The organism is Vibrio clamense (assembly GCF_050337905.1).
Classification (GTDB): Bacteria; Pseudomonadota; Gammaproteobacteria; order Enterobacterales; family Vibrionaceae; genus Vibrio; species Vibrio cortegadensis.
Genome location: NZ_JAKJTJ010000025.1, coordinates 149,959 through 175,906, shown reverse-complemented (window position 1 = coordinate 175,906; position 25,948 = coordinate 149,959). Strand labels below are relative to the sequence as shown.

General features: G+C 42.4%; 26 protein-coding genes and 1 pseudogene. 15 read left to right on the top strand and 12 right to left on the bottom strand.

The features are described from left to right. Nucleotides 1–399 precede the first annotated feature (399 nt). A complete protein-coding gene (locus tag L4C39_RS14305; protein ID WP_429746546.1) occupies nucleotides 400–912 on the top strand; it encodes a hypothetical protein in 513 nt (170 codons plus the stop codon). A gap of 206 nt (nucleotides 913–1,118) precedes the next feature. On the opposite strand, the gene L4C39_RS14300 is transcribed toward L4C39_RS14305, so the two are convergent. After that, nucleotides 1,119–1,310, bottom strand: coding sequence for a hypothetical protein (locus tag L4C39_RS14300; RefSeq protein ID WP_017052313.1), 192 nt, complete (start codon nucleotides 1,308–1,310; stop codon nucleotides 1,119–1,121). Nucleotides 1,311–1,793: 483 nt separating this feature from the next. Between L4C39_RS14300 and L4C39_RS14295 the strand changes: the two genes are divergently transcribed. Together L4C39_RS14295 and ihfA are read left to right on the top strand one after the other, a co-directional pair. Next, a complete protein-coding gene (locus L4C39_RS14295) occupies nucleotides 1,794–2,924 on the top strand; it encodes an HD domain-containing phosphohydrolase (protein ID WP_371711264.1) in 1,131 nt (376 codons plus the stop codon). A 515-nt stretch (nucleotides 2,925–3,439) separates the two neighbouring features. Then, nucleotides 3,440–3,736, top strand: a complete 297-nt coding sequence (ihfA, locus tag L4C39_RS14290) for an integration host factor subunit alpha (RefSeq protein ID WP_017052310.1) — start codon at nucleotides 3,440–3,442, stop codon at nucleotides 3,734–3,736. A gap of 136 nt (nucleotides 3,737–3,872) precedes the next feature. Here ihfA and L4C39_RS14285 read toward each other — a convergent pair whose 3' ends face one another. Beyond that, the gene (locus L4C39_RS14285) at nucleotides 3,873–4,643 is read right to left on the bottom strand and encodes a RelA/SpoT domain-containing protein (RefSeq protein WP_261889336.1); all 771 of its coding nucleotides are present in this window, start codon (nucleotides 4,641–4,643) and stop codon (nucleotides 3,873–3,875) included. A 300-nt stretch (nucleotides 4,644–4,943) separates the two neighbouring features. Here L4C39_RS14285 and L4C39_RS14280 point away from each other — a divergent pair, with 300 nt between their 5' ends. After that, entirely contained in the window at nucleotides 4,944–5,591 is a 648-nt protein-coding gene (locus L4C39_RS14280; protein ID WP_429746571.1) for a thiopurine S-methyltransferase, read from the top strand. Nucleotides 5,592–5,819: 228 nt separating this feature from the next. On the opposite strand, the gene purT is transcribed toward L4C39_RS14280, so the two are convergent. The 5 genes from purT to sbcB form a co-directional block, all read right to left on the bottom strand. After that, complete coding sequence (gene purT, locus L4C39_RS14275; RefSeq protein ID WP_017052307.1) at nucleotides 5,820–6,995, bottom strand: formate-dependent phosphoribosylglycinamide formyltransferase; 1,176 nt, start codon at nucleotides 6,993–6,995, stop codon at nucleotides 5,820–5,822. A gap of 207 nt (nucleotides 6,996–7,202) precedes the next feature. Then, complete coding sequence (gene cdd, locus L4C39_RS14270) at nucleotides 7,203–8,090, bottom strand: cytidine deaminase (protein ID WP_429746543.1); 888 nt, start codon at nucleotides 8,088–8,090, stop codon at nucleotides 7,203–7,205. 337 nt (nucleotides 8,091–8,427) lie between these two features. Continuing rightward, a complete protein-coding gene (locus L4C39_RS14265) occupies nucleotides 8,428–9,105 on the bottom strand; it encodes an LrgB family protein (RefSeq protein WP_113795711.1) in 678 nt (225 codons plus the stop codon). Beyond that, complete coding sequence (locus L4C39_RS14260; RefSeq protein ID WP_017052304.1) at nucleotides 9,105–9,470, bottom strand: CidA/LrgA family protein; 366 nt, start codon at nucleotides 9,468–9,470, stop codon at nucleotides 9,105–9,107. Before L4C39_RS14260 ends, L4C39_RS14265 begins: the two co-directional genes overlap by 1 nt. 39 nt (nucleotides 9,471–9,509) lie before the next feature. Beyond that, a complete protein-coding gene (gene sbcB, locus L4C39_RS14255; protein ID WP_113795709.1) occupies nucleotides 9,510–10,934 on the bottom strand; it encodes an exodeoxyribonuclease I in 1,425 nt (474 codons plus the stop codon). 197 nt (nucleotides 10,935–11,131) lie between these two features. Here sbcB and L4C39_RS14250 point away from each other — a divergent pair, with 197 nt between their 5' ends. Further along, complete coding sequence (locus tag L4C39_RS14250) at nucleotides 11,132–11,650, top strand: DUF2058 domain-containing protein (protein ID WP_171756662.1); 519 nt, start codon at nucleotides 11,132–11,134, stop codon at nucleotides 11,648–11,650. An 80-nt stretch (nucleotides 11,651–11,730) separates the two neighbouring features. Here the strand turns inward: L4C39_RS14250 and L4C39_RS14245 are convergent, their stop codons facing one another. Then, entirely contained in the window at nucleotides 11,731–12,438 is a 708-nt protein-coding gene (locus L4C39_RS14245) for an NAD(P)H-binding protein (RefSeq protein WP_429746540.1), read from the bottom strand. 537 nt (nucleotides 12,439–12,975) lie between these two features. Here L4C39_RS14245 and cobT point away from each other — a divergent pair. The 8 genes and pseudogenes from cobT (at nucleotide 12,976) to btuD (ending at nucleotide 21,333) form a co-directional block, all read left to right on the top strand. After that, nucleotides 12,976–14,082 (top strand): nicotinate-nucleotide--dimethylbenzimidazole phosphoribosyltransferase, encoded by a 1,107-nt coding sequence (cobT, locus tag L4C39_RS14240; protein ID WP_429746538.1) that lies wholly within the window; start codon nucleotides 12,976–12,978, stop codon nucleotides 14,080–14,082. After that, nucleotides 14,082–14,996: an adenosylcobinamide-GDP ribazoletransferase gene (locus tag L4C39_RS14235; RefSeq protein WP_429746536.1), complete on the top strand. Its 915-nt coding sequence runs from the start codon at nucleotides 14,082–14,084 to the stop codon at nucleotides 14,994–14,996. Before cobT ends, L4C39_RS14235 begins: the two co-directional genes overlap by 1 nt. 140 nt (nucleotides 14,997–15,136) lie before the next feature. Continuing rightward, entirely contained in the window at nucleotides 15,137–15,676 is a 540-nt protein-coding gene (cobU, locus tag L4C39_RS14230) for a bifunctional adenosylcobinamide kinase/adenosylcobinamide-phosphate guanylyltransferase (protein ID WP_429746534.1), read from the top strand. Nucleotides 15,677–15,700: 24 nt separating this feature from the next. Then, nucleotides 15,701–16,264, top strand: a pseudogene (locus tag L4C39_RS14225) (histidine phosphatase family protein); the annotation flags it as partial. A 180-nt stretch (nucleotides 16,265–16,444) separates the two neighbouring features. Next, nucleotides 16,445–18,253, top strand: coding sequence for a M3 family oligoendopeptidase (locus L4C39_RS14220; RefSeq protein WP_429746532.1), 1,809 nt, complete (start codon nucleotides 16,445–16,447; stop codon nucleotides 18,251–18,253). 222 nt (nucleotides 18,254–18,475) lie between these two features. After that, entirely contained in the window at nucleotides 18,476–19,504 is a 1,029-nt protein-coding gene (locus tag L4C39_RS14215; protein WP_429746530.1) for a succinylglutamate desuccinylase, read from the top strand. 79 nt (nucleotides 19,505–19,583) lie between these two features. After that, nucleotides 19,584–20,573: a vitamin B12 ABC transporter permease BtuC gene (gene btuC, locus L4C39_RS14210; RefSeq protein ID WP_371730621.1), complete on the top strand. Its 990-nt coding sequence runs from the start codon at nucleotides 19,584–19,586 to the stop codon at nucleotides 20,571–20,573. Then, nucleotides 20,566–21,333, top strand: a complete 768-nt coding sequence (gene btuD, locus L4C39_RS14205; protein WP_429746528.1) for a vitamin B12 ABC transporter ATP-binding protein BtuD — start codon at nucleotides 20,566–20,568, stop codon at nucleotides 21,331–21,333. The genes btuC and btuD overlap by 8 nt, the downstream gene beginning before the upstream one ends. Nucleotides 21,334–21,416: 83 nt before the next feature. Here the strand turns inward: btuD and L4C39_RS14200 are convergent, their stop codons facing one another. The 3 genes from L4C39_RS14200 to L4C39_RS14190 all read right to left on the bottom strand — a co-directional run bounded on the left by L4C39_RS14200 (nucleotide 21,417) and on the right by L4C39_RS14190 (nucleotide 23,976). Then, nucleotides 21,417–21,992 carry a nucleoside triphosphate pyrophosphohydrolase family protein gene (locus tag L4C39_RS14200; protein WP_113795690.1) on the bottom strand — a complete coding sequence of 192 codons (576 nt, stop codon included), beginning with the start codon at nucleotides 21,990–21,992 and terminating at the stop codon, nucleotides 21,417–21,419. 141 nt (nucleotides 21,993–22,133) lie between these two features. Further along, the gene (locus L4C39_RS14195; RefSeq protein ID WP_017052290.1) at nucleotides 22,134–22,703 is read right to left on the bottom strand and encodes a DUF1415 domain-containing protein; all 570 of its coding nucleotides are present in this window, start codon (nucleotides 22,701–22,703) and stop codon (nucleotides 22,134–22,136) included. 67 nt (nucleotides 22,704–22,770) lie between these two features. After that, entirely contained in the window at nucleotides 22,771–23,976 is a 1,206-nt protein-coding gene (locus L4C39_RS14190; protein ID WP_429746526.1) for an MFS transporter, read from the bottom strand. 194 nt (nucleotides 23,977–24,170) lie between these two features. Here L4C39_RS14190 and L4C39_RS14185 point away from each other — a divergent pair, with 194 nt between their 5' ends. Then, nucleotides 24,171–25,040: a LysR family transcriptional regulator gene (locus tag L4C39_RS14185; RefSeq protein WP_017052288.1), complete on the top strand. Its 870-nt coding sequence runs from the start codon at nucleotides 24,171–24,173 to the stop codon at nucleotides 25,038–25,040. Between the two features lie 30 nt (nucleotides 25,041–25,070). Here the strand turns inward: L4C39_RS14185 and L4C39_RS14180 are convergent, their stop codons facing one another. After that, nucleotides 25,071–25,298 (bottom strand): glutaredoxin family protein, encoded by a 228-nt coding sequence (locus L4C39_RS14180; RefSeq protein WP_429746523.1) that lies wholly within the window; start codon nucleotides 25,296–25,298, stop codon nucleotides 25,071–25,073. A 134-nt stretch (nucleotides 25,299–25,432) separates the two neighbouring features. Here L4C39_RS14180 and L4C39_RS14175 point away from each other — a divergent pair, with 134 nt between their 5' ends. Then, nucleotides 25,433–25,945: a YgjP-like metallopeptidase domain-containing protein gene (locus L4C39_RS14175; RefSeq protein ID WP_017052286.1), complete on the top strand. Its 513-nt coding sequence runs from the start codon at nucleotides 25,433–25,435 to the stop codon at nucleotides 25,943–25,945. The last annotated feature ends 3 nt before the right edge of the window (nucleotides 25,946–25,948 follow it).

The following is a 25,948-nucleotide window of genomic DNA, read 5'->3' as shown; positions in this document are numbered from 1 at the left end:
TAACTTAGTCATTCTAAGCAAATTTCCCTCATCAAAGAGTAGACGCATTTAGCCGAATTCATTGGACAATAATTGTGGCTTTTTTTACTGCGCTGTTAGCTCATATATCAAAGCCTCAACCGTGAATTAAGAACCCACAAACTTCTGCAAAGTTAGCTAAAAAGGTTAACAGATCATCGTTAGTTAACTGAATTCAAATTCCAGAAATCAGTAAAGCTAAACCTCGAACCCATATTCCCAGTGTTGTTACTCATCAATAGTTTTCAGAGCATAAAGTCTCATATTTGAAACGTATCAGTTATGAGACTGATACGCATTTGATATGTCATAAACTTATGCTTCACTTTAGATGGTTAAAAGAACGATGTTTAACTCATTACTAACAGGAAGAGGGAAATTATGATTTTAATTAAGGTATCACCAATAATATTGATTACCGTTCTTTCAGGTTGTCAAACTACATCATCAGTTGAAAGCTCATTCGCATCAAATCTATGTACTGTTGGCGATAGTTCAGATGCAAATCTTACACATGAAACCTTTAACAAAGCCATTTTAGACTGTGGTGGTTATGAGATTTTTACTGATGATATGCTAATAGACCAACATCTGGTGTTTTCATTTAGTAACGGTAAAAAGATGCGTGAAATGACCCTAAAGGAAGATGGATCTGGGCTATATATTAAACAAGATAAAGGAACCTCAGAGAAAATTATATGGAAACTTGAAGACAACGGTAACCTTCATTTAACTTATGCAGACGGATACCAATGGGATTGGCGTTTACTCAGTGAAGAAGGCAACCTCTGGGCAGTCAAATCCTATGGCTACACTGCCGATGGTGCAGAACATGATATCGTATCCATGGTTGTTACTAACAAAACAGCGATGATGAAAAAAGTCGATAAATAACCAAGTAAAGCAATAATGTTGAGAACCACAACGCCGTATTCTGCCTCGCTTCCAGAGGCAGAAGTAGTACATGTAGTCATAATACATCTGCCATTTTTTAGCTCATTATGAATAACCTCACCAAGAAATCTACCTTCACATTCGGGAGCCTATTCTTCCTCTAACAGTATGAATATTGATAGTGACCATATTAGCTTGGATTGCTTTTAACGAGATGCTTTGTTCTTTTTAAGGTACTTGAACCCAGCCCAGATGAGATAACTCACAACGCCGACGATGAGTGCTGAACGAATCAGAATAGGAGCGTCATGCTCAAGTTGAGTGGCATGAGGAACAATACTGGCAAACAACCGACTCGTAAAAAATAGCCCCATTACTAACATAACAATTTTATTCATGTGACCTTTCCCCCTAATCGACTTGTTGTACAGAACAAACTGCTAATGAATTCACTCATAACGAAGTCTTTATTGTTCTGCATGGAAAGCAAAGAATGCGCCTCTCAAGCGTCGTCGTCAACGCGATATCAGCCAAAAGTAGGTAAGCTTAATTTCCATTTTTGGAACTGACAAACCCCAAAAATGGAAATGAAAGGGAGAGAGTGTGAAAACTGAGTCGATGTGATTGGTGATAAATGGAGCGCATGGTGACAGTGATTCGACCGATGTTTATGAAATCAGTGAGATATTGATCTTAAAAGCAACGTTTAGGTAAGTATTTTTATATCTATTCATTAACATTTTTTGATCACAGTTTGATAATTGTATTAACCCTATTTTTTAAGTGGCCTCTATATGCAATAGTAATAGTAGTTCAACACATAGTGTGACCGTAACTTTTGAATTTGAGAATAAACATAAATATGAAAATAGGTTGGTTATATGTTTGATTACCAGCGACTAAATTATGTTGCGAACACAGAACAAGAACTATCATCGATATTCACGCAGATATTTAAACTTTCAAAAGAGACTTACCAAAACCTTTCTCGCTTCTCTGTGACGCTGGTTGATGACGATCAGTTAGCGAATTTTTTTGTTTTAGACTCGCTAGAGGGCTCTTCAACCAACGATCTGTATAAAAAAGTGCTATCACTTAGGTCGAGTTTAACTTGTGTCGTTACAGAGCAAAATGTCCGTGTTGTGAGCGACTTAAAACGGTTGAATCAGAATGATCGAACCGTAAAACTTCTTCAGATAGGGCACCGAAGCAGTTACACGTCACCGTTAATTTATGACGGGAAAACGATTGGTGTTCTATTTATCAATGCAGACACAGAGAGCTATTTCGATTGTCAAAAACTTCAACGAGATTGTGCATTTATATCGCAGGTTGTTAACGGCCTTATACTTAAGCACTGCGAGCGTCAGCATCATCTTCGGTCAGCACTCGCGATTGCATTAAACATTGGGCATGCACGGGATCCGGAGACAAAAGAGCACTTGATTCGAATGGGAAAGTACAGTGAACTGCTGGCAAGGCTGTTGGCGGACACTCATCCAATCGACAATAGATTTATTCATTTAATCGCTCATTACGCTCCTTTTCACGATATTGGCAAATACAAAATTCCAGATGATGTACTTTTTAGTGATAAACGATTTTCATCCGATGACAGAAAAATAATGTCAAAGCACACAATATATGGTGTTGAAATTATAGATGAAGTTCTTTGTTACATAGATAAAGATTGGGTGACAGGAAGCGATATAGGTCTACTCAAAAACATTATTCGACATCATCACGAACGCTATGATGGCAGTGGAAGCCCTGACAATTTGTCGGGCACAAACATTCCATTGGAGTCCAGAATTGTCACTTTAGCGGATGTGTTTGATGCACTATTGAGTAAGAGAGCTTATAAGGAGGCGTGGTCAATGGAAGGTGTAATTGCTTACATAAAAGAGAACAGTGGCTTACTTTTTGATCCCGAATGCGTTGATTTGCTTTTAGATAACCTAGACCAGTTTGTCGCTATTAGAGATAAAAACAGAGATGCAATTGGCGGATAGCACGATGGGTTTGGTGTTACGAAGTATCGCGATAACTCAATGGGTTAAAGGTAGACGGTATGCTTGGAATATTTGTTCTCTTCGGGGGATAATATTGAGCATCAAAATGACTTATTCATGTTATGCAACTATTTCAGTGTGACCAATTGAGTATGCACTTTGAGTGTTCAACATACTGATTTTAGTAACTATTTATGAGTAAATACACAAATTGACAAAATTTTTAAGCGATCTATCAAATAGAGTTTTATACTAATTATTTTGTTATTTCTAGATATAAATTCCGTAGTTGTCTATTTTTTGACTTTTGATGTGCTTTTTGTGCTCATTGTACCGAATTCTTATCTGTTTGATTTATATGATGTATATCTAGATGGACTGAAAAAAGTTGGCGAAAATCAGAAGCTTGGCATACACTTTCCAAGTAAAGCCGATATGTTGTTGATTGGCTAAGTGAAATGCTTTGGCGCTACTAATTAAGTAGCAATGTTTAACACACCTTTGAGGATAGTTTTATGGCGCTCACAAAGGCCGATTTGGCTGAAAACTTGTTTGAAAAACTTGGATACAGTAAGCGGGATGCCAAGGAAACGGTTGAAGTGTTTTTTGAAGAAGTTCGTAAAGCACTCGAAAGTGGCGAACAGGTTAAACTTTCTGGTTTTGGTAACTTTGATCTTCGTGAAAAAAGCGAACGTCCGGGCCGAAATCCAAAAACTGGAGAAGACATTCCAATTACTGCTCGCCGTGTAGTTACTTTTAGACCTGGGCAGAAATTAAAAGCTCGCGTTGAAGACATTAAGTTAGATAAGTAAGCTACGCCCAAGCAATTGACCACGCCTCGCGTGGTCTTTTTGTATCTAAAGAATCAAATTAAAAAGGCACGCTGATTAGCGTGCCTTTGTCGTTGTAACGTTTAAGAAAATTTTGCTAGCCACTCACATAGATTGACTATGCTGCTTTAAGTTGAGTGGTAATGTAAGGCTGCCACGCCTGTTGGTAGAGTTCTAAAGATTGACGACGCAAACTCGTTATCTGCGCGGTTTCAATATCATTCAGAGCTCGATTTTGCGCACTCGCCACACGCTCAATACCTTGGATGATTTCGTAAAGCTCATGTTCGGCTCCACTTTTCACTTCCGCTATTGCTTTTAAGTGCAATTGAACCTCAGCGACGATGTTTGTTTTTGGAAGACGAACCAACAGGTTTAAATCACGGTAGCCTGAAGGGGCAGGGGATTTAAATCGGTTTTTGACTTTTACGATTTCAGCTTCACGGCTAATGGTTTCGTATACCGTGACCAAGCTTTCTACATCGTCTGCAATTATCGTGGCACGAGCGAGGTCGGTGATTCTGTTTGTTTGACCATCAAGTTCTAGATTAATTTTCTCAATGGCACGATCTTGTGACTTCACACCAGCAAAGAGTGCAGAAGAATCAGTTAATAACGCTGTGCTTTTACAGATAGTTTCTAGCTCCAGTTGAGCTTGGTGTGCTTTGCTGTAAAGAATATCAAAATCATCATAAGGTTGAGTTGGTGACGATTTAATGGGTTTTATTCCGTAAAGTCCACTTAGGCTATGTTTGAAAAGCGTAGGAGAGACTTCATTCTGTGAGGATCGGTTTTGTTCAGTGGAAGGTGATGACACGGTTGCTGCAAATGCAGGCGCGCGACTGAGTACCAATAGCATTAATGCTGCTGTACGGAGAAAAGGGGCCATTTACACTCCTAGATTACTGTTACAAAAAAGGGCACTTAAAGGCAGTAACGTGTTTTCAAGAAATCTAACTGTATAACCAAATTTAACTATTAATGACCTTGGGGTAGAAAAACTAAAACCAACCCTGAAGTCTTAATACATCAATAAAATGTGAGCTACATTGCACTTTATTTCTGTTAAAACAGAGAGTAACAAACCTCTTCTTTCGTATGTCAATTTAATGCGAAGGTTTTGTCTGAGCTTGTAATCGGTTACTCTCTATTTGATGTATCCATTATCTACAGTGAATATGAATTAAACATGAACGATCCTGAATTTTGGCATAATAAATGGGCCGCGAATCAAATTGGCTTCCATTTAGAAGATGTAAACCCTCTTTTAACTCGGTTTTGGCAAGCGTTAGAGCCATCACGCACACAAAACGTTTTTGTGCCTATGTGTGGTAAAAGCGAAGATTTGATCTGGTTGGCGTCTAAGCACGAGAGTGTACAAGGCGTTGAGTTGAGCAAAATCGCTGTGCGGGCTCTGTTTGCTGAGCATTTGTACACGCCATTAGTGACAACGATGAACGGCCAATATGAACGCTATCAGTTTGATGAACTTGATATCTATGCTGGGGACTATTTCAATGCGCCAATTGATGATGTTGAGCTGATTTATGACCGAGCAGCTTTGATCGCGATGCCTGAATCTATGCGTCAAGCTTATGTTGAAAAACTGAAAAGCGTGTTGAAACCAGGAGGAAAGATATTACTGGTAGGCTTGGATTACGCGCAAGAAGAGATGGCAGGGCCTCCATTCAGTGTTCCGCATGCAGAGATCAAGACACTGTTTGACGATTTTACTATTACACACCTTTATAGAGATGATGCTGACGAGAATCACCCACGAATTAAAAAAGGGCTGAGTCGATTTGCAGAAGAGGTTTGGCTGTTAGAAGCAAAATAGTGCTGAAACCGTGTAAATCTTTAGTGACGGCGTAACAATGTAATATTTGCTGCAAAGGCTTGGTGAAAACGGAAACCTAACTCTTTGCAGCAAAAGTTCATTCAGTAAGGGCTTATTTAGCCAAAATCTATCTATCCAGAACCGATCTAACCAGAACCGATCTAAACAAGACCTAGTTAGCAAATATTCATCAAGCACAGACTCGATAGCATTCCTAACATTGTTGGCCTAGAAATGAATAGTAACCTTACTTGCACTCAGTATGGCAGCGTCAACGGCTTCTTCGATAGTCTCACGACGAGTCAATGCCACACCTAGACGACGCGTTCCATCAATGTCCGGTTTCCCAAATAATCTGATTTGAGTTTGAGGCATTGCCAGTGCATCCTGCAAACCGTCAAAACAGATGTTGTCCGAAGTACCAGCCGCAAGAACAACAGCAGATGCCGACGGACCATATTGAGTAATGGTGTTGATTGGCATACCAGTAAATGCGCGAACATGCAGAGCAAATTCAGACAACTCTTGAGAAATCAGCGTGACCATTCCGGTATCATGTGGGCGTGGAGAGACCTCATTGAAAACAACGCTATCGCCCTTTACAAATAGCTCTACCCCAAAGATGCCATACCCGCCTAGCGCATTAACTACCGATTCTGCGACACGCTGAGCTTCTTTAAGCGCACTTTCAGACATACGCTGAGGCTGCCACGATTCACGGTAGTCGCCATCTTCCTGACGATGTCCAACAGGCGCACAGAAATGTACACCATCAACAGCACGCACCGTCAGCAGCGTTATCTCATAATCAAAGTCGATAAAGCCTTCAACGATGACTCGACCAGCGCCAGTGCGTCCGCCTTCTTGCGCATAATTCCAGGCACAATCAATATCGTTCTCGGTTTTTATAACACTTTGCCCCTTACCTGACGAACTCATGACAGGCTTGACGACACAAGGTAGACCGACAAACTCAACGGCGGAAACAAAATCTTCATAAGAATCTGCAAAGCGATAAGGAGAGGTTGGGAGTGATAACTCTTCGGCAGCTAAGCGGCGGATCCCTTCACGGTTCATCGTCAGCAGAGTCGCTTTCGCACTAGGCACCACATTTAATCCATTCGCTTCTAATTCGACCAGCTTATCAGTAGCAATCGCTTCAATCTCAGGAACAACATAATCTGGTTTTTCAAGCTCGATGACTTTCTCCAGAGCTTTACCATCTAACATATCTAGAACATGGCTACGGTGCGCGACATGCATTGCAGGAGCGTTAGGGTAGCGATCACACGCAATGACCTCTAAACCCAACCGCTGACATTCAATGGCGACTTCTTTACCAAGCTCGCCAGAACCTAGTAATAGAACACGAGTTGCGCTTTTGCGCGTAGCTGTACCAAACATGTTAACCCTTAAATTTATGCTTTTCAGAAAATGACTGCGGCGATAATACTGCATTTAAATCAAGAAGCAAACGTTTGCGCAACTGTTCGGTGAAATTTTAAACGTAAAAAAAGACGCTAATGAATAGCGTCTTTCTCAAAATGTAATCATTACGATGCTGAGTTATGTATCGTTACTTCAACATCGCTTGATTATGCGCGTCTCGAATTACAGCGCAGCATAACTAACAGGGATATCAGGGTTAATCGCTTCAAGTGTAGACTGAGTGTCTGCAAGGTGGCTGATTGCCCCTTCTGACATTTCAACTAGAGCAGCAGATTCAATATCCTGAATATCATTACCAGCCATCAGTAGTTGTACAATCGCAACTTGAAGTGGTGGTAGGCTAGGGTTGAATGCTGCATTTTCAGCGTAAGCGCCTAGGTAAGTATTTCCGTTGCTCACTTTAATCGCGACACCACTAAGGTTTTTAGTGTAAGGCGCGTGGCTACGGTTTAAAGCACCCAGAGCACTGATAATAAGTGGATCACTGTCAGAGGTGGTTGCTTGGTGATCAGTTTTTGTCATCAAGCCAGAAGTAATACCAAGATCTGCAGGGCCGAATGAATCTGGAAGGTACTGTTGAAGTGACATCTCTTCGCGTTCTGGAAGTTGGATCATCAACTCTTTTGCTGTTGTCAGTTCGTTCATAAACTGGCGACAATGGCCACATGGGCTAAAGTTGATGGTAATGTCGCTCAGTCCCTCTTCACCTTTCATCCAAGCGTGGCTGATAGCCGACTGTTCTGCGTGAACGGTTTGACCAAGTTGTGCGCCAGCCACTTCCATGTTTGCACCGAAATACAAACGACCAGAAAGACCTCGAACTACCGCTCCAACATAAAATTTGGAGATTGGTGCGTAAGAGTAAGCCGCAGCAAATGGCAGTAGTGCAATGCGCAGTTCGTTATCTTTCATTTGAGTAATAGAAAGAAGCTCATCAAACTGCTCTTTTGATATTGTCGCATCAAAATTGTCAGCAAGAAGAATAGGAGATAAGAACTCTGTAATGTTAGTTGGTGCGGCTTCTAATGCCTGAATAATGCGACTCTTCATGGTGAATCCTTGTATAAGCGTTGAAGTTAATTCTATGACATCAGCAAAATGATGCTGAGGTACAGGTCACATTATTAAATGTAACGAGTTGTTCTGTTGCAATATTAGAGTGAGGTCACACATGATAACGATTACAAGGGGAAAATTGTTATTCACGTCATGTATTGGTGTCCCTGAATGCGACACAAAGTGGGCGAAATGAAAGAGGATAAGAGGTAAATGGTCAATCGCTGATGATTAATTGACCACATTTAAGGCGAGATTAGAGAATCAACGCCTTTATGATTGAAAGCCTAGTCTTAATCTGAAAGCTTGGTCTTAATTTGAAAACTTAGCCTTAATTTGAAAGCCAAACGGCCAAATCAAAGAAAGAGGGCGCAAGAATAGAAGTAATCACACCGCACAAAACTAAGGCCAAAGAGCTAAACGCAGCATCTTTGGGATCGGTTTCTGCACATGTCGCAGTGCCTAATGCATGAGAAACGGTTCCCATGGTTAAACCTTTTGCAATCGGATGTGTGATATTCAGTAAGCTATAAATAGGGTAGGCAGCAATCGCTCCAAACAAGCCAACAATGAGCACCAAAATCGCGGCTATTGCAGGTTCTCCTCCTAAGTGACTTGAGACTTCCATCGCAATTGGGGTGGTGACTGATTTGCCTAACAAACTTGCTATTAGCGTGATGTCTGCGGAAAAATAAACAGCAATCAGCGTGGCACTCAGCATAGACAGCACGCTGCCAACGCCACAAGCAAGCATGATGATGCGCCAATTCGCACGTATCTGTGGAAGTTGTTCATACAAAGGATAAGCGAGGGCAACAACAGCAGGCTGAAGCAAAAAGCTGATCCATTCATTATCGGCATAGTACGTTTCAAATGGGACTTTCAAGAAAGTCAGCAGCGGTATAATGATCGCAATGCTGATCAGCAATGGATTCATAATAGGGTTGCTTGATTTTATACTAAGCCATCGAGCGAATAGGAAAACGGCAATCGTAACGAGTAACCACATTACTTGTTCCCCTTCTTCAAAAATCGGTCTAAACCCCAACCTAAGCTAACTAAAACAATAAGAGTACCGCCAACTGCACTGGCCATAATCGGCAGAGCGTTATTCAGCAGCATATCGAAATGTTCCATGAGCCCGACACTGATGGGCACAAACAGCAGTATCATAAAACGGATGAGTAGGCTTGCAGAAGGTTGAACCCAATGTACCGGAACTAAGCCAGAGGCCATTAACCCGAAAAGAATAAGCATGCCAATGACACTGCCAGGAATTGAGAGCGACAGTAAATGCTGGATCCCAAGCCCAGCGGAAAGGGATCCTAATATCAATGCAAAAGAGACAATGTAGCCAAGAAGCGTTTTCGCCATAGTGAGATATGTTCCATAGAAGATAAGCGTATTTTGTACTTAAGAGACGAGTTTCTCCACGTACTGGTATACCGATTTTAAAAGAGCGATCTTCTTTTCGTCACTTTCATGTTCGTGAACTAAGTTTTCCAGATTAAGCATATAACTTTCAATACGACTTTCGAAGTACTCGCGACTATGATTTGCCCAGCGTTGTTGTTCTGATTCACTGAGTGTCCAAGGGTAGTTACGCGCACGGTAGCGGAATAACAGCGGCTCAATTCGCGGATCTCGGAATGTAATATCAAGAGTTCCAAGATGTTGTGGATCAGCTTGACGAATAATATCCATCGAAGCTTTGTCCGCTGGAGAGAAAAAGCCTTCGTATAATTTAGTATCTACATCATCAGACGATTCAAATTGACGCTCAATGCTGTGCAGACCAATCAGCTTTTCACGGATCTCAGGATTCTGTCTCAACAACGCCAAATGTTTTAAGCACTGTTCGCGGTCAATGCCAATGTTAGCTGCATTTTCTGCGGTTAATGTTTTAGCCGGTGCCAGAATTGGGCATTTATTCAAATGGACTAATTTAACTGGAACAGGAAGTTCATCCGCTGCGAGATCGTCACGCTTGGTAAACATACGTTTATGCAGTTGATCAATATCTAGATCAAAAAGTGGGGTTGGATCTTTTGCTAAATCAACAACAATGACGGCATTGTTATTAGTTGGATGCCAAGCAACAGGCACAATCCAACTTGTGTAGGAACAATCTCGACCAAGCATTCCTGAAACATGCATCAGAGGAGTCATGTTCACGATGTCCACCAGCTCGTTCAGTTTGCGTTTGTGGCGCATGTTGTAGAGATAATCGAACATCTTAGGTTGTGCTGCTTTGAGCTTTTTCGCCAGCTCAATCGTTGCGATCACATCTGCCATCGCATCATGGGCATTTTCATGTTCGATGCCATTCGCTTTTGAAAGGTGCTCAAGTTTAAAGCTTGGGTAACCTTCATCGTTCTCAGGCCAAACAATACCTTCTGGACGCAAAGCATGACAGGCGCGCATTACATCGAGCAGATCCCAGCGAGAGTTGCCGTTCTGCCAGCTCCATGCATACGGATCGATAAAGTTACGGTAGCAAGTATAGCGTGTCACTTCATCATCGAATCGAATGCTGTTGTAACCCAAGCTGGTGGTATTTGGCTTTGACAGTTCAGCATGAATTTTAGCGATAAATTCAGGTTCAGGGAGGCCTTCTTTCATCGCTTTCTGTGGCGTGATTCGAGTAATTAAAGCCGCTTCTGGCCCCGGCAGATAATCTGATGGTAGTTGGCAGTAAATAACAAGAGGTTCACCAATAATATTGAAATCTTGGTCGGTACGTACACCAGCAAACTGGCTTGGACGATCCTTGGCAGGACTCACGCCCCAAGTCTCATAATCGAAGAAGAAGTATGTTGGTTGATTCTCTTGCTGCATTGTTAGTTACCAAGTCACTAAATTCATTGCTGATATTAGAGCACTCAAGGGCGCACATAGCAAATAAGGCAATGCAACATTATGTAGATTGCTTAGCTTTTGACCGAGTGGTGAGCAAATGAACTTGTGAGGTTTTTGATTGGCGGGAAAACAGGTATTATAAGATAATTTTTTAAAATACGTTGATCGGAAATCCCATGTCAAAGTTAAGTTTACAAGAACAGATGCTAAAAGCTGGCTTGGTTAATGAAAAGAAACTAAAGAAAGCGAAGAAAGGCTCTAAAAAATCACGAGTTCAAGCGAAAGAAGCGCGTGAAGCGGTTGAGGCAAATAAAGTGGCTCAAGTAGAGCGTGATAAAGAGCTAAGCTTGAAGATGAAAGAGCAACAACTTGCAAAAGAGTTTAAAGCTCAGGTTAAGCAGCTTATCAGCATGAACAAGATTGTCGTCAATAATGGTGAAGTAAAATATAACTTTACTGATGGCACTACTGTGAAGTCGCTTTATGTCGATGAAATGACTCGTAAGCAACTTGCGAATGGTCTGCTAAGCCTTGCTCGTGATGAAGAAAGTTACGCGATTATTCCTAGCGTTGTGGCTGAAAAGATTGCAATGCGTGATCAAGAGACGATCATCGAGATTCAAGTGACTGAAGAAGCGCCAGATGAAGATGACCCATACAAAGATTTCGTCGTACCTGACGATTTGATGTGGTAATTGTTCGTTAACAGTGAAGCTTCATCAAGAGTTAATAAAACATCCGCCGCCGTGTGGATGTTTTTATTTTAGAGCCTAGTTTATTGATATTTCGACAGTAAGGCTCTCATTTCGATTGAATTTAAAATATCAATCGAATGGTGCTGAGGCTGAAACATTTTAAACAGCATGGCTTGTGCGACATCTTCTACTGGGATCGGGATAAAATTAGCGAATTTCCCTAACATCAACGGCTTAATGAACTTCATAACAAATTGAAGCATTTTCTCGTCACTGCGTGGGGTTGCTCGTACGCCAACCAATGGCCCCGGTCGCATAAACACCACTTGTTCGAAACCCATTTTTGAGACGGTTTGTTCCATCTTTCCTTTACATTTTAGGTAATGAGAAAGCGAATCTTTTGTTGCACCGTAGCTTGAAACAACAGCAATACGCTTTACTCCAAGTAGGAGCATGGTTTGGGCAACGTGACACACAAGATCATAATCCACTTTTTCTAAGGCTTGTTTACTGCCTGCTTGTTTAAGCGTCGTACCCAAACAGATAAACCCAATGCTAGGTTTTTCGAATGAGTCATCCCATTGAGTAACTCGTAACTCGTTGTCAATAATGGTGTGGACTTTGTCGGGTGCACTGGCTTGTGATTGATGAATGTTCAACGGGCGACGACTCAGCGCGTAAATAGAACTAATTGCACTCTCACTGTTGAGGCGATGCAGGAGATCTTGTCCGATTAGGCCAGAAGCGCCTGCAATAATCACGTGTGTATTGTCACCACGAATACTCATCTATTCATTACCTGTAATAAAGACATTCCTATTAATGTAGAGTGAATGGGGAGGGATGTCTGTGATGAACACGCCCGTTCAAAGCATTGATCACCATTCAGAGTAGTGAAAAAGGGATTTTCTTTTTCGGTTTTGACTGAGGTGATCGGCTTTTCTTTGTTTTCTTACTATTTTGATTGGCAAACATAATGGCCTCCACTTGAACCTGTTGTTCAATCAAAAATAAAGCATTCTTCATGCCATTATAATTTTATATCAGGTAATCATGAGCTTACGAAGATGAATGGCGCATTCAAACTGAATATAGGAGGTTAATTGTTGTTGAGCGATCGGTTTACGTCATAATGCTTCGCTTTTTGAGAACAGGATATTCGAGATTCTATCGTTTTTGAGATGCTATTGCTTTCGAGATGCATTGTTTTCAAAATACATTGTTTTCAAGGTGCTATTGCTTTCGAGATTCTATGGTGGATTAAGTGCTTGAATAACAGGTAAACTATTACTAAATCAACGCCTCTAAATAGACAAGGATGCTCTATGAGCTTAAATCGCTCTTATTCACCACACATTCAACATCGAATTGACCAGAAAACCAAACCAATTGGTGCTTTAGGGATGTTAGAAGACGTCGCTCATCAACTTGCTCTGATCCAGAGTCAGGGACAAGATTCCGCCGTTACTGAAATCCAAATACATAAGCCGTCTATTTTGGTATTTGCTGGCGATCATGGCGTTGCTGATGAAGGTGTCAGTATTGCACCAAGTGCGGTAACACAGCAGATGGTAATGAATTTCTTGCAAGGTGGGGCCGCGATTAACGGTTTCTGCCGAGTCAATGATATTGATTTTCATGTGGTGGATTGTGGTATTTTAATTCCTGTCGATATCGAGTCCTCTCAACTTACCTTGCAACGTTTAGGAACCAGAACTGAAAACTTTACCCACACCTCAGCGATGACGGCTGAACAAGTCGATCTCGGCATTCAATTGGGTAAACGTATCGCACAGCAAACCATTGATGCCGGATGCAATGTGATTATGTTTGGTGAGATGGGTATTGGAAATACCAGCAGTGCCTCTGCGATTTTAGCCGCTTTGACCAATCACCCTGTCGAAGATTGCGTGGGTTTGGGAACGGGTATTAATTCAGAGCAATTGCGAATAAAGATAAACTCAGTATCACAAGGCGTTCAGCGTTGTCTTCATTCAGATCCTCAACATGTGTTATCCGAAGTCGGGGGATTTGAAATTGTTCAGATGGTAGGGGCATTTCTTGGTGCATTTGAAAAGAGAACGCCAATAGTGGTCGACGGTTTTATCGTTTCAGTTGCGGCTTACGTCGCCACGCTTATCGAACCCAATTGTCGTGATTATATGATTTTTGCGCACCGCTCTGAAGAATCTGGGCATAAAATGGTCTTAGAGTTACTCGATGCAAAACCCTTGTTGGATCTAGGCTTGCGCTTGGGAGAGGGAACGGGTGCAGCTCTTGCTCTGCCATTGATAAAAGCCGCAGCGGATTTTTATACGCATATGGCAAGCTTTGAGAGTGCTGGAGTTACCGTTTCTGTAAATGAAGCTTCTGAAGGCAATGATTTTGAAGATCAAGTCTCTGGAGAGCAAGCCACTGGAGACCAAGCTTAATGCAACTAGGAACAAACACGCTGAACTGGCTTAAATATCAGCGAGATCTCTTTCTTCTGTCATTGAGTTTCTTTTCTAGAATTCCTATTCCAGCAGATACACCATATTCAGATGAGAGAATGAATCGCTCTGGACGATATTTTGCACTCGTGGGTGCAGTTATCGGCTGTCTTTGTTCCTTTGTGTTGTATCTATGCAGTTTCCTTGTGCCAATTCAAATCGCAATATTGATGATGATGGTGTTCAGCCTGTTATTAACGGGAGCTTTCCATGAAGATGGCTTAACCGATATGGCGGATGGAATTGGCGGTGGGATGACGGTCGAACGTCGCCTGCTGATTATGAAAGATAGCCGAATTGGTACCTATGGTGCGGCTACGCTCGTGATGGCATTGGTAGGGAAGCTACTATTGTTAATTACGATAGCCGATTTGCTCAGTCTGCAGAGTGAAGGATCAGTTGCGCCGTTTCTGATGGTTACCTTAATTGCGGCTCACACGTTAAGTCGAACTGTCGCAGCCAGCCTTATCTTCGAGATGAAATACGTGAGCGATGCTGATACAAGTAAAAGCAAACCATTAGCGAATAAACAGCGGGTAGGTGAACTGGTTTTTCTTATTTTTTGCGGTTTAGTGAGTTTGATGCTTTTTGGCCTCCCCATTGATGATCTCAGTTTGGCCGTTGCTCACGGCTTGAAGCCAGAGTTATTTATGAAACCAGGGCTATTCATGAAACCAGAGCTATTCATCGTCGCCTTAATCATCTCTGCAATAATATTTCGCTGGTGGTTTAAACGCTGGCTTATCTCTCGAATCGGTGGATTTACCGGAGATTGTTTAGGGGCCGCGCAGCAGTTGATGGAGTTACTCATCTATTTCGTAATTGTGGCTATTCTTTACCAATTTACCCAATAAAAGCACTAACATTCAGCTCCTGTACTGGTGGAATGTATATATAAGCAGAGGCATGTTGGATAGAGTCGTTAAAAGAATCGTTAGATATGAATCATTAGGTATGAGCTATAGGGCAATAGTCATTGAATAAGAGAAATCGAGTGGAAAAGCATTTAATTCTAGGTGGCGCACGTTCAGGTAAGTCGAGTTTTGCAGAATTGAAAGCAAAGCAAAAGGCGACTGTAGAATCAAAAATGCTTCATTACGTTGCAACCGCCATCGCTTTTGATGATGAGATGAAAGATCGTATCGCACACCATCAGAAAACTAGGGGCGAGGAGTGGTGCGAGCATGAGTGTCCTGTCGCGCTACCTGAATTGCTTGCCACTTTTACATCTGAAGACACGGTGTTAGTCGACTGCTTAACATTGTGGCTCAATAACGTTATTTTTGAATTAGGCTCGGAATTGGATTCAGATCGAATTCAGCGACGAGTGCAGCAGTTGGTACAAGTGGTGGAAAATAGCCCAGCATCTCTGTATTTCGTATCCAATGAAGTTGGGCTCGGGGTGGTCCCACTAGGAGAAGTGTCTCGCGTTTTTGTCGATCATGCAGGGTGGATGAATCAAGCCTTAGCCAAGGTATGCAGCAATGTTACATTGGTGGCCGCTGGATTGCCGCTAGCATTGAAATCGGCCTAGAGAGTGTCAGTGATGAAGCCTGAAATGAAATGCAAAAACATCTATTTACTACGTCATGGCAAAACCTTAGGTGAAGCGGCACTGAATGGTCGCACGGATGTTGCAGTGTCTGAATTGACGCAACAGAACATCGCTAAAGCTATTATCGAAAGTCAGATTAAATTCGGCCACGTCATTAGTTCGCCTCTGCAACGCTGTGCCAAATTAGCGGAACGCATTGCTCCTAGTTTAGGCTGCCAAGTGGAGCTAATGCCACAGATTCAAGAGATGTCATTTGGTGATGTCGATGGGGTTGCGTTTAGTCAGCTCTCCTCGCAGTGGGCACTTCTTGAGAGCTTTTGGCAAGATCCGGCAAATCATCAACTGCCGAACGCTGAAACGCTTAATGATTTTCATCACCGAACCATTCAAGGATGGGAACAAATACTACAACGCAATGATGACCATTTACTTGTGGTGACTCATGGCGGGGTGATCAGAATGCTTTTGGCGCATTTGCTGGAACTAGACTGGCAAAACGCTAAGCTATATTCAACTTTAGCCATCGCCAACGCTTCGATTACCCATATACAAGTCTCATATCTAGCGATGGATGGATCAAATAAAGCAGATACGAATCCAGCAGCTAGTGAGACAACCGATTTTGAAGAATACAGCCTGGAAAATGATAATCAGGCAAAAGATAATCAGATAAAAGAAGGTCAACACTGGATCCGTGTGAACTGCATAGGATCAAACGCTTGGCCAACAACAGATAAAGGATAGAACATGACAGCACCTAGCTGGGATCTCAGTATTGCCTACAAAGGCTTAGACGATACAAAAATTGAGCAAGATATCGAATTGGTTCAACAATGTATTGAGCTACTTCATCTACATACTGAAAAGCGTGAAACCGTCATTGCGATGCAAAATGCCATTCAAACCACGGAAGCCGCTGGAACATTACTTGCGACGATCAATACCTTCGCCACTTGTTTTGCCTCTGTCGATGCTAAGCACGTAAAGGCCAAAAACCTGATGGGACGAGTGGCTAAATTAAACTCGGATATGGACCAAGCATTCAGCCCATATGAAAACGTTTTGACTCACGCTAGCCAAGAATTTATTGATTTGGTACTTAACCACCCAAGTGCTGATGTATCTGGACAGGCGTTTCAGATCGAATGTTTGAGGAAGCAAGCGGATACAAAATTAAGTATTGCTGAAGAGCAGTTATTATCAGCAATGAAAGTGGATGGGCGAGATGCTTGGGGTCGGTTATACAACAACTTAACGGGCTCTTTGCAAGTGACGCTCAAATCAGCAGAAGCCGATGATGAAGCGATGGGCTTTTCGCAAGCCGCGAGTATTCTGTATGGTAGCGATTTCGATAAACAAGAACCAGCATGGCGAGCGATTCAAGCGGGTATGAAAACCCATCAAGAGACATTCGCATCCATTTTGAATGCTTTATCAGGGTGGCGACATACTGAATATCAAAAGCGGTCGAAAGATCGCGATATACATTTCCTTGAACCGAGTCTTCATGGCAGCCGCATTACGCCTGAAACCTTAGATGCTCTAATGAGTACGGCAAAAAACAATCGCCATATTGGTCAGAAAGCCGGAAAACTAATGGCAAAAGTCCATGGTTTAGATGAAATGAAACCTTGGAACCATTTAGCCGCAATGCCGCCACTGGGTGAGAAGCAAGCAAAGGTATACCCATTTGATGAAGCGATTGAGGTGATCAAAGAGGCATTTGAAAGTGTCGATCCAGAGATGGCGAGCTTTGTTGATATGATGGTTGAAAACGGTTGGATTGAGGCGGCCCCAGCGGCAAACAAACGCTTAGGTGCTTACTGCACAAAATTATCGGCGACTCGTAGCCCACTTGTCTTTATGACTTGGAGCGGGAGTCGTTCAGATTTGATGACTTTAGCGCACGAACTCGGACACGCGTTCCACAACTGGGTAATGCGCGATATGCCATTGTGCCAAACCCGTTACCCAATGACGTTGGCGGAAACTGCCTCTATATTCGCTGAAAATATTGTTCGTGATTCACTGCTGCAACAAGCACAAACCGATGATGAAAAGTTAGAGATGTTGTGGGAAGAGCTTTCAACGTCACTTGCACTGATGGTTAATATCCCTGTTCGTTTCGAATTTGAAAAAGCCTTCTACGAACAACGCCAGCATGGTGAGCTTACCGCAGAACAACTGTGTGAGTTGATGGAGACCTGTTGGAAAGAGTGGTATGGCGATGCGATGTCAGAAGCGGATACCTATTTCTGGGCGAGCAAATTACACTTCAGCTTCTCAACCACCAGTTTTTATAACTACCCGTATTTATTCGGTTACTTATTTAGTAAAGGTGTTTATGCACAGCGTGAAGATAAAGGCGACGACTTCTACCATGATTATTTAGCGCTATTGCGTGACACAGGCGGCATGATGGCGGAAGAGGCTGTCGAGAAACATTTAGGAATGGATCTCACACAAACAACATTCTGGCAACAAAGCATTGATATGGTTGCAGAAAAAATCAATGAATTTGAGCTCTTGCTTGATAAGAAGTCGAAAAATAAGTGACAGTGTTTTAATATAGCGTATTAAAACGGGTAAACAGACAGAGTCATAAAATCATTATGACTCTGTATTTATATAATTAATTGATTAATATTTGTACGCCCAAAGCGAAGAGCAATATTATTTACGGTGAATGAACGAATGGTTATCAATAAGTGCGATCTCACCTACATAAATCGCACGTACAATTCATTAACATACCGCTGTGCAATAAAGGAGTAACGCATGACGAAGTCCCTCTTTCGCCAATCATTTCTTTTTGACAGCTTAGACTTAGACCAAGATATGCCTGCAAAGCAGTGTATGCTCGATTCTGGTGCTCAGCTGATTTTACACCAACGTGGTGTTCTTGAAGTGATCCCTGCCGATTTAAGTACAAGCAGCAAAAATATAATCATTTCTTGTGGTATCCATGGCGATGAAACGTCACCAATGGAATTAGTTGATAAGTTAATAGAAGATGTTGAGACAGGATTTCAGACCCTGAATGCTAGGTGTCTATTTATTATTGCTCATCCTCAAGCAACCAATGCACATACGCGGTTTATTGATGAAAACTTAAACCGATTGTTTGATGATAAACCTCGTGAACCTACGCTAGAGTTGGCAATTGCCGATCAACTAAAACAGATCGTCACGCAGTTCTATGCTGGAACGGAAGTGTCATCCCGTTGGCATCTTGATCTACATTGTGCGATCCGTTTGTCAAAACACTATTCATTTGCCGTAAGTCCAAAAGTTCGCCATAAAGTGCGTGGCAGAGAGCTGTTTGAGTTCATCGATAGCTCACATATAGAAGCCGTCTTATTGTCGAACTCACCTTCGAGCACTTTCAGTTGGTACAGTGCAGAAAACTTCTCTGCCCAAGCGCTAACGTTGGAACTTGGTCGAGTTGCTCGAATTGGCGAGAATGAATTAGACAAACTTACTGCATTTGATTTGGCTCTGCGTAACTTAATTGCGACTGCCGAGCCTGAGCACCTACCAAAACGTTCGACAACGTATCGTGTCAGTCGAACCATCGTCCGTTTGCATGATGATTTTGATTTCATGTTCAGTGATGATGTGGAGAACTTTACTTGCTTCAAGCATGGTGAAGTATTTGGTCATGATGGTGATAAGCCTCTAATGGCAAAGAATGACAATGAAGCGGTTGTTTTTCCAAACCGTAACGTTTCGGTTGGCCAACGAGCAGCATTGATGGTTTGTGAAGTGGAAACGCGCTACGAAAACGATCAATTGGTCTACGATTAAACTATTTTTCCAGTCACAATACTTTCTATTCTAAGGGCTTAACGGTACAGTTAAGCCTGTTTACGCAAAGTATTGTGATATGGATTTTCAACAACTTATTCTTCAAAAACAGATCCGATGGAAACGCTATATTGGTTTGATGAGTCTTCTACTCGTTGCCTTTAGTTGCGCGTACCTCATGGTTGGTGATCTGTTTATTTCTCCTTTTGGTGATATCTCACCGTTAGAACATAAATTATTGGTCGATCTTCGATTACCACGATTACTTGCCGCTATTGCTATCGGTTCTGCACTTGCGGTTTCTGGAGCCAGTTTACAAGTACTACTAGGCAACGTACTCGCTGAACCCGGAGTATTAGGCATCTCTGGTGGTGCGAGTTTGGCAATGGTGATTGTGCTATTCTTCTTACCCTTCGCCCCAACGCCTGAAATATTCATGGTCGCTGCGATCTTGGGATCTCTCTGTTTCACATTAATACTGGTCAGTATGGCGAGAGCGATGAAGCTCACCACAGCACGCTTGCTACTCGTGGGCGTTGCTTTAGGCATTCTTTCTGGCGCGATGGTGACATGGGCATTCTATTTTAGTGATGACCTAAGCCTTCGACTATTGATGTATTGGCTTATGGGCAGTTTAGGTGGCGTTAGTTGGTATCATCACTCCTTGTCGATGGTCATGTTGCCAGTGATGGTTTGGCTATGCTTGCAGGGCAGTAAACTCGATAAGTTAATGATCGGCGAAACCCATGCAGCGCAACTTGGGGTGAATGTCGCTTCGTTAAGGTGGCGACTGATTTTGGCGGTTTCCATTTTGGTTGGGTGTTCAGTGGCTCTGGGTGGGGTAATCAGCTTTGTTGGTTTAGTTGTACCGCACCTTTTGCGCTTAGCGTTTGGAACAGAAAATCGCTATCTGTTACCGCTATCTGCCATTACTGGGGCAGCGCTACTTGTCTTTTCCGATATTTTGGCGAGAACACTTTTGAATTCTGCGGAACTACCACTCGGCGTAATGACGACAACCATTGGAGCGCCGATTTTTATCTGGATGCTAGTGAAAAACCATGATTAGAGTACAAAACGTCAGTATTGGTTCTCGGTTATTACCCTTATCATTTCAATTTGATAAAGGTGAAATTGTTCATGTTATCGGGCCTAATGGGAGCGGAAAAAGCACACTTTTAGAAGCGATGTCGGGCATAGTTGGCACATCTTCTATTGTGAAAGGGCAAGTTTTCATTGATGAACATGAAGTCAGTAAGATGAGTCTTGCCGATCTTGCGTTACATCGTGCTTATCTGAGCCAGTCTGCACGTCCTTCATTCAGTCTTGAAGTCTTTCAATTCTTGTCTTTGTCAGTTCCAAATTGTGTTAAGGGGGATTGGCAACGGGTAAATATTGTTCTCGATGAATTGTGCGAATTGCTTCAAATCCAAGATAAGCTGCATCGCTCAATACAGCAGCTTTCAGGTGGGGAATGGCAGCGTGTTAGGCTAGCGGCGATGTGCCTACAGGTTTGGCCGACACTCAACCCATATGCAAAACTGATGATTCTTGATGAACCTGCGGCGCCTTTAGATATTGGTCAAGAGGCGTTGCTCTATCAACTCATCAATAAAATCACAGCACTAGGTATCAGCGTGGTGATGGCTAATCACGATCTCAATCGTACGTTGCGTCATGCGCATAAAGTCTTGCTGCTTGATAAAGGGGTAATGGAAAGTTTCGGGAGTACAGACGAAGTACTGCAAGCTGAAAAACTCAGTGCGGTGTTTAAGACAGAAGTTAAGCGTATAGAAGTAGAAAAGCAGCCGCACTTAATTTTTGGATAAAGTGCAACTGCTTAGAGACATTTCATTATGAGACAAAGATAGGGGCCTTATTTCCGCTCTACGCTCATGACTCAAATGGAAGATTATTTTGTTAGAGGCGCTAAATCAGCCGGGCGGTAATATACCGATTTTAAAACTTTACCCTGACGAATCGTTTTGCCTTCAGAAACAAAATCTTCAGCACACTTGGCGATGATGTAATCACCTTTCTGTACGGCCATTAGCTTGATACCTTGTTGTGCGTAAAAAGCTTCTGTCTCTTGATATTCGGTTTCGTTACGACAAACTTTACTCATATTGCTTGAATGCACTTCGTCCCAGCACGCTACAAATTCAATCGCGCGATTTTTTGCAACGTTGAGCAATAAATCAATCAGGTAATTGATCGCAATATTATCTTCAATTTTGTCATTGCCTAGATGAACCAAACGACCCATTAGTACATATACACTATCAACAATGGCATCTGCTTGTTCTGTTTTACAATCTGCTTCCGCTAGTTCTGTTAACTCTTCAATAGCAAGTGATGTATGCAATGTGTCAGCTTTGCTGTCTAAACTTGCTGGGTCAGCAACTGGAAGGTCAAACGTGCTACGAAATTCTTCGATATCGCGGTAAAGGTGTTGAAAGATATCTGAGGTAAGTTGAGAAAGATGCATGACAGTGTCCATTTATTAGTTCAGCCGCCGATTCTACCAAAGAGGGAAGCAAGCTGCACCCTAGAACTGCACTCTGAAACTGCTTTCTAAAATCGGGCGATGAACATTGTTATTGTATGAACGGCTTAGACTGTATCGATATTACGAGAACAAGTATGGGAAGAGTTTACGACGCTCTTCCGCTGTGAGTGACTCAACACGGGCGATGTTTGTATCTGGGATCGCTTCTGGATTTGGGTAGTGTTTCAGCACTTTTTCCATGCTCTCTTCACGAATCAAATGAAACACAGGATAAGGAGAACGGTTGGTCAGGTTCTCATCATCTTCAGGATCCGCGCCACCAAAGCAGTAGTCTGGGTGGAAAGTCGCAAGTTGGAAAGTGCCATCCCACTCTTGCTGTTTTATCAACGCTTCAATCCAGTCGATGAACATATTGTAATCGAAGAAATCTTGCAGCATGTTGGGAACGACAACCAGCGTCGTTTCTAACTCTTTTGCCGTTTTAGATTCAAGGATCATGAACTGTTGAAGAATATCTTCTAGCAGTGTCTCTTCGGTTTCTGCTTCGCTAACAAAAATCTTGATCTGTTTATTACGCTGTGGTTTAGCGGCAAAAGGGCAGAGATTAAGGCCGATTACGACGTCATCTAACCACTGCTTAACTTGGTCGTGGACTTGTTGTGTCGAAGGTGTTGAGCTTTGGGAAGGCATTGCGTGATTCCATTGATATTATTTTTGATTATTACCGACAAGAATACCACGCAGATGCTTAACCAGTTTATGTTTTTGCATTCGAGAAAGAGGAAAGGTCAGTCTGACGAGACTGCAATTTAAAGCAAAGAAAGAAAACGAGCGCATACAGGATCATTCCTCCGGTGATAACACCGCCCCAACTTGCTACTTGCCAGCAATAGAGCAACATGAATCCACCTAAGCTTCCTCCAATATAGTAGTGCCCGAGATACATCGCAGTTGCCGTCGCTTTCGCGGTTGTGGCTTGCTGACTCACCCAACCATAAGCGAGAGTATGGGTGAAAAATGCGCCAAAACTAATGAGCATTAGCCCTAAAAGCATAAAGGGAAGCGCATCGATTACGGCTATCCACATTCCTAGCATGCTAATGACTGCACCGATAGACATGCCAGTGAGTGGGTTGTATTGACGGCTCCAACGTCCACTTAGTTTTGAGCTGAAAGTTCCGGCTAAATAACAGAGGAAAATCAGAGACGCGAGGCTAATAGGCAAGTTATGCGGTTCGGATACCAGACGAAAACCCATGACCGAATATAGATTAACGAATAGGGCGAAATTCACGCCACCGATGAGCATGGCTAACCAGATGGTTTTGTTGCGAATGTGAGTAATGAGCGCGCGATTATGATGGAAAAACATCCCTCGCTGAGGTGTGAAATTTTTCTGTTTCGGTAGTAAGAAATAGACCGCGATAGCCCCAAATAAGCTAAAAATAGCAATAACACCCACCGCCCATTGCCAGCTAAAGGAGTCGGTTAGCACACCACCTAAAATTCGGCCTGTAATTCCACCAAGGGAATTTGCCGCAATGTATCCCCCGATGGCTTGAGTAAAAGCCGTGGGAGAGAGTTCTTCTACCATGTAGGCGACGGCGACAGAAGCGAAAGCCGCAAGCACAAGTCCCATCAGTGCTCGTGCTGCAATTAAGAACAGCAAGCTGTCACCTATCAACATCAGCGCGCCAATCATCGGAATTGAAAACAGACCAATAAGCAAAATACGTCGTCTACCAAATGCTTCAGAGCTTATTGCCCACGGGACTAAACTGACGGCGAGTACAAGTGTTGTAGCTGCGAATAACCAGTTGACTTGAGTTTCTGTAACGCCAAAGTGATCGGCCATGTAAGGCAGCATTGGTTGAAAAAGATAAAGGTTACAAAACACAATAAATGAACCAAGCGCAAGTCCGGCGGTGACTTTGAAATACTGCTTACTGCCTAACTCGATCATGATGATTCCTTAAATATCGTATCTGTAGTGAATTAGCGGGCTATTACGGACTTGCTTAGGTGTGCAGTGACTAAGGTGACACTACACGGAAAATTTAAATGATAGCCAATGTGATCAAGTTATCAGTGGTTTGTGAATTAATGAAATATATTAAATTTATTTAGTTGATATATTTTTTATATGGAAAGGACATAATGGATTCTCGACAGCTTAAACACTTTCTTGCCGTTGCAGAGCATCAGAACTTTACACGTGCAGCGGAGTCTCTGCATATTGCTCAACCTGCACTTTCCATTTCAATCAAAAAGTTTGAACAGCAGCTCGCACTTGAGCTATTTAGGCGCAATGATCGAAAAGTGACGCTAACCCATGAAGGGAACGTTCTTCTTGAACACGCAAAGCGTATTGTTCAACAAATTGATGATGCGGTATTAGCAATGGCGGAGTTGAAAGGGCTTGAAAAAGGAGAGGTCAGGCTTGGCGCTCCTAGCATGGTCGGCTCATATTTTTTGCCTGAAGTTGTGATGGCGTTTAAAAACCTCTATCCAAACCTTAAAATGACCGTCATCAATGCAGGCACTCAAGCAATACGGCAAATGCTGGTGGATGGTGATCTCGACATAGGCGTTATCCTTAACGAAGATGTGCCTGATGAGTTGGATGTTGATCCGCTTTTGAGTTCACAAATGGTCGCAGTGGTCGGGGTACAACATCCGTTCGCAAAACAGGCTTCTATCTCTTATCAGCAGTTCTTTGATCAAGAGTTAGTGATGTTTAAAACAACCTATTTTCACCGTGAATTCATAGACAAGCTGTGCGACGAGTTTGGCTTTACGCCGAAGTTTTCATTTGAAACGAATCTGCTGCCGATGATTTTGAATATCGTAAGGCGAGAATTTGCGATAACTGCTTTGCTAGAAATTGTGACAGAGAATGAACCAGACGTGGTAGCGATTCCATTTGAAGAACCGGTGCACTTGGATTTAGCGATAGCTTGGCGAAAAGAGGGATATTTGTCGAATGCGGACCGAACTTTTATTAATTTCGTAAAGCAGTATGTGTAGCTCCACATACTGCTTTCTCTGGATCAAAGCTTAGGCGTTATACATCTTGTCAAAGTTCTTCTGATTCCAACCAATCATGACTTGATCGCCAATTTTTAGCACAGGAATTGAACGAGCACCCATCGCTTGTAGTTCTTTGCGTCCGCGCTGCATTTTTGCATTAGTCAGACGGTATTTAATGCCTTTGGAGTCCAAATAGCGTTGAGCATCTTTGCAATGTGGGCACTTATCGGCAACATAAAGAACAATACGTTTCATGGAAATAACCTTCTTAAATCCGGCGATATAAATTATGGGCTGCGAGTGTAACGAATCTGAGGTGAATAGAAAAGGCGGATAGGGTACACTGCGCGTCAATATCGACACAGCCATGCGAAGTTACAAGATTAGTTATGCATCCCTCATTACGCTATATAAACGGTTATCCAAAAAATATCGTCACTCAAGTGGAACAGCTAATACAAACCGAGAAGCTTATTCCTTGGTTTGAACAGCGATATCCAGAAAATCACACCATTAAAAGTGAGAAAGCGTTATTTGAATACGCGATGGATATTAAGAATCGTTACATGAAGAAAACCTCACCGATCAGCAAGGTTATTTATGATAGCAAGATCCACCTGATTAATAATGCGTTAGGGCTTCATACCTATGTAGCAAAAGTGCATGGCGGCAAAATAAAATCAAAGAATGAAATTAGAATTGCGAGCGTGTTTAAGACCGCTCCTGAGCCACTGTTAAGAATGTTGGTGATTCATGAACTTGCTCATATTAAAGAGAAAGAGCATGACAAAGCTTTCTACAAACTGTGTTGCCACATGACCCCTGACTATCATCAGCTAGAACTTGATGCTCGTCTTTTTATGATCTACGTTGATCTGAAAAATGAACAAAATAAGCAGTAGTAA